The organism is Candidatus Cybelea sp. (assembly GCA_036489315.1).
GTDB lineage: Bacteria > Vulcanimicrobiota > Vulcanimicrobiia > Vulcanimicrobiales > Vulcanimicrobiaceae > Cybelea.
In genome coordinates, this window is the sequence record DASXFZ010000038.1 from 1 (window position 1) to 3,593 (window position 3,593).

Genomic DNA, 3,593 nt, shown 5'->3' on the forward strand with positions numbered 1-3,593 from the left:
GGTCGTTCCGACCGGCGGTTCTCGTATCGATGGAAAAAAGAAGAAGACGAACTATTTACAAGAGACGAGCGCCATCGCCCAGCCCGCGGCCGTGCGCGTTCTGACGAGATAGCCGTCCGCAGTCCGGTCGTAAACCTGATAGCCCGCGCGCAGCGCGTCGGCCAACGATTTGAAGACGATAAGACCTGCCATCTGCGGACCCTCCTTTCTTGTTCTTACTGCTCTATACCGTATAACGGCCGACGAAGCAAGACGGTTCGGCAGTTTTCGCGGAGATTTTTTAAAATTGGGCGAAAGAACGATGAGAAGATGCCGGCGATCGAATACGACTCCCGCGTTCACGTCACGCGCGTCGCCGACCGACGCGAACTCGCTCCCGGGGTGATTCTCCTGGGTTTGGAAGCGCCGGAGTTAGTGCGCGCGACGCGCCCCGGTCAATTCGTCATGGCGATTCCGCCTGCCGGCGAATCGGCCGCGACGGCGCTGGGCATTTACGAAGCCGAAGGCACGCGAGCGAGCCTGCTGTTTTTTATAACGGGCAAGCGGACGCACGAGCTTGCCGAGTTACGGGTCGGCGAGCCGCTCGGCCTGATCGGCCCACTAGGTAACGGCTTCGACCTGTCGAGCGTTCCACAGCGCGCGGCAATCGTTGCCGGCGGCGTGGGCATCGCGTCGGTCCTGCTGGCGGCACAAGCGCTCGTGCGATCCGGTGCGAGCGTCGAATTGCTGTACGGAGCGCGTACGAGCGAGCTGCTGGTGGATGCGGAGCGCTTCGGCGAGGCCGGCTGCGAACTCGTCTTGGCGACCGACGACGGCAGTCGCGGACGGCATGGATTCGTGACCGAGTTGTTGGGGGAGCGTCCTGCCCCCGATCTGATCTTAGCCTGCGGTCCGACGCCGATGCTGCGCGCGGTCGGCGCGATCGCCGCTGAGCTCGGGGTTCCCGCGCAGCTGTCCCTGGAAGAGACGTTTGCATGCGGCGTCGGCGGGTGCTGGGGATGCGTCGTGCCGCTCGCGCGTTCGAGCGCACAGGCGCCGAGCTTTCCACCCGCTTCGCGCGGCGGCAGCGACGTCGTGTTCGCGCGCGTTTGCAAAGAAGGGCCGGTGTTCCGCAGCGACGAGTTGCAATGGTAAGTTTAGAGACCGACATCGGAGGTCTGCGGCTGTCGCATCCGACGCTGATGGGCAGCGGTTGCTACGGCTCGGGTGACGAGTTTGCTCCGTTCGTGGATCAAACGGCCATCGGCGCGATCGTGCTCAAGAGCGTTACGCGCCTGCCGCGGCTGGGGAATCCGACCCCGCGTTTGGTTCGCACCCCGGCCGGGATGCTCAACGCCATCGGCTTGCAGAATCCCGGAATCGATTGGTACGTCGAACGCGAACTGCCGAAGTATGCCGGCCGAGCGTGTCCGCTCGTCGGCAGCGTAGCCGGCTTCAGCGTCGACGACTACGCATACGTGTGCGAGCGGCTCGCGGCCGACGACGCGATTGCCGCCGTGGAGTTGAATATCTCATGTCCGAACGTGGCCAGCGAAGGCGAGACGTTCGCCTGCGATCCGGCGCTGGCGGCCAAGGTGGTCAAAACGGCGCGCACGACGACCGACAAGCCGCTGATCGTCAAGCTCTCTCCCAACGTGACGGATATCGCCGCCGTCGCCGTCGAGGTCGAGTCCGCCGGCGCGGACGCATTGGCGGTCATCAATACGGTGCGCGGGATGGGGATTGACGTCGAGACTTGGCGGCCGCGGTTGGGCAACGTGACCGGCGGACTCTCGGGCCCGGCGATTCGCCCGATCGCGGTGCTGGCCGTGTACGAGGTGGCGCGTGCGGTCACGATTCCGATCGTCGGACAAGGCGGCATCGAGACCGTCACGGATGCGCTCGAATTCTTTTTGGCCGGCGCCGCGGCGGTCGCGATCGGTACGGCGAACTTCACCGACCCGCGCACGCCCGAGCGCATCGCCAACGGCCTGCGCGACTATTTGCAGCAGCGTGGAATCGCGTCGATCCGGGAGATCGTCGGGAAGGCGAACGTCGGCTTAGCCGACGCTCACGAGTATGAAGGAGACGAAGGCTAACGTAAGACAGTAGTCGGGCGATGGCCGCACAACTCGTCGTCGCGCTCGACGTTCCCGGACCCGCGCAAGCCGAGGAGCTGATCGATCGGCTCTACGAGCTGGATTTGCTGTTCAAGATCGGGCTGGAGGCGCTGTACGGATATCCCGAGCGCATCTTTTCCTATTGCGAAGCGCGCGACGTGCGCACCTTCGTGGATGCCAAACTGCACGACATCCCGCGGACGGTCGAGGCGGCGGTGCGCCAACTCGTTCGGCGCAGCGCGCAGATTCTCAACGTGCACGCTCTGGGCGGTAACGAAATGATGCGGGCGGCAGTCGACGCCGCAAGCGAACGGGCGCAGGAGCTGGGCATCGCGGCGCCGCTGATTTTCGCGGTTACGATCCTCACCAGCATCGCGCCGGAGGAGCTCAACGAACTGGGGCTGCAGGGCGGTCCGGGTGAAAACGCGACCCGCTTGGCCGCGTTGGCGCGCGACGCCGGTTGTGCGGGCGTCGTCTGCAGCGCGCGGGAGGTTCGAGATCTCAAGCGATTCTTCGGCGAAGATTTTCTCACATTGACGCCCGGGATTCGTCCGGCTGGAGCGGCGCACGCGGACCAAAAGCGGGTGGTGACGCCGGCCGAGGCGGTGGCGGCAGGAGCCGACTACCTGGTCGTCGGGCGGCCGATTACCGAAGCGTCCGATCCGCGAGCCGCCGCCGAGGCGATCCTTGCCGAAATGCGCCAAAAGCAGACCGCATGACGCCGCCCGACCTGGCGCGCTTGCTCTCCGAACGCGGCGCGTTGCTGGACGGGCACTTTCGCTTGAGCTCGGGTCGCCATAGCGACCGCTTCATTCAAAAATTTCGAATTCTCGAAGACCCCTCGCTCGTCGAGCCGGTGGCGCGCGCGATCGCCGACGCCTTCGCGCGAGTCCGGCCGACGGTCGTGGTGAGTGCGGCGGTCGGCGGCATCGTTCTGGGCTACGAAGTCGCTCGCCAGCTCCGAACCAAGGCGATCTTCGTGGAAAAGGAAAACGGCGTGCCGGTCTTACGCCGCAACTTCGCACTGAGCGGCGAGGACCGTGCGCTGATCGTCGAGGACGTCGTAACCACCGGTCTTTCGGTGCACGAGGTGATCGACGTGGTGCGCGGCCACGGCGCGCAAGTCGCCGGCGTCGGCATCGTCGTGATGCGCGGTCGCGCGGAGTTCGGGGTGCCGACGCACGTTCTGCTCGACCTTCCAATCGTCTCGTACGAAGCCGCCGAGTGTCCGTCGTGCGCCGCGGGACAGCCGATCGACGACCCCGGATCGCGCCGGCCGTGAACGTCACCGTCCGACCGCTCGCGGGCGCCGATCGAGCGTTCGTCGACGATCTCGGACGCCGTACGGTCGCTGCGAGCGTCGCCGAGTTCCGGCGCGCGCCGGAGGCCGTCACGCAGCTCGCCTTGGAGCGGCTGATCGAAAACGTGGAAAATCGCTCGCACGTCGCACTGATCGCCGAAGCCGGAGGCCGGCGCGCCGGCTTTTTGCTGCTG

6 protein-coding genes are annotated in these 3,593 nt (G+C 65.8%); 5 read left to right on the forward strand and 1 reads right to left on the reverse strand.

Translation table 11 applies throughout. The features are described 5' to 3' along the window. Nucleotides 1-51: 51 nt before the first annotated feature. On the reverse strand, nucleotides 52-192 hold the full coding sequence (locus VGG51_08210; GenBank protein HEY1883009.1) for a hypothetical protein: 141 nt from the start codon (nucleotides 190-192) through the stop codon (nucleotides 52-54). Nucleotides 193-309: 117 nt separating this feature from the next. Between VGG51_08210 and VGG51_08215 the strand changes: the two genes are divergently transcribed. The 5 genes from VGG51_08215 to VGG51_08235 all read left to right on the forward strand — a co-directional run. Next, nucleotides 310-1,134 (forward strand): dihydroorotate dehydrogenase electron transfer subunit, encoded by an 825-nt coding sequence (locus VGG51_08215; GenBank protein ID HEY1883010.1) that lies wholly within the window; start codon nucleotides 310-312, stop codon nucleotides 1,132-1,134. Continuing rightward, nucleotides 1,128-2,078 carry a dihydroorotate dehydrogenase gene (locus VGG51_08220; protein HEY1883011.1) on the forward strand — a complete coding sequence of 317 codons (951 nt, stop codon included), beginning with the start codon at nucleotides 1,128-1,130 and terminating at the stop codon, nucleotides 2,076-2,078. The genes VGG51_08215 and VGG51_08220 overlap by 7 nt, the downstream gene beginning before the upstream one ends. Before the next feature lie 20 nt (nucleotides 2,079-2,098). Beyond that, complete coding sequence (pyrF, locus tag VGG51_08225; protein ID HEY1883012.1) at nucleotides 2,099-2,818, forward strand: orotidine-5'-phosphate decarboxylase; 720 nt, start codon at nucleotides 2,099-2,101, stop codon at nucleotides 2,816-2,818. Next, nucleotides 2,815-3,381 (forward strand): orotate phosphoribosyltransferase, encoded by a 567-nt coding sequence (gene pyrE, locus VGG51_08230; protein HEY1883013.1) that lies wholly within the window; start codon nucleotides 2,815-2,817, stop codon nucleotides 3,379-3,381. The genes pyrF and pyrE overlap by 4 nt, the downstream gene beginning before the upstream one ends. Next, the coding region (locus tag VGG51_08235; GenBank protein HEY1883014.1) for a hypothetical protein at nucleotides 3,378-3,593 on the forward strand (216 nt) is incomplete at its 3' end. The genes pyrE and VGG51_08235, both read left to right, overlap by 4 nt.

Coding starts and splice junctions, on each gene's coding strand:
- VGG51_08210 (HEY1883009.1), bottom strand. CDS start 192: ATGGCAGGTCTTATCGTCTTCAAATCGTTGGCCGACGCGCTGCGCGCG.
- VGG51_08215 (HEY1883010.1), top strand. CDS start 310: ATGCCGGCGATCGAATACGACTCCCGCGTTCACGTCACGCGCGTCGCC.
- VGG51_08220 (HEY1883011.1), top strand. CDS start 1,128: ATGGTAAGTTTAGAGACCGACATCGGAGGTCTGCGGCTGTCGCATCCG.
- pyrF (HEY1883012.1), top strand. CDS start 2,099: ATGGCCGCACAACTCGTCGTCGCGCTCGACGTTCCCGGACCCGCGCAA.
- pyrE (HEY1883013.1), top strand. CDS start 2,815: ATGACGCCGCCCGACCTGGCGCGCTTGCTCTCCGAACGCGGCGCGTTG.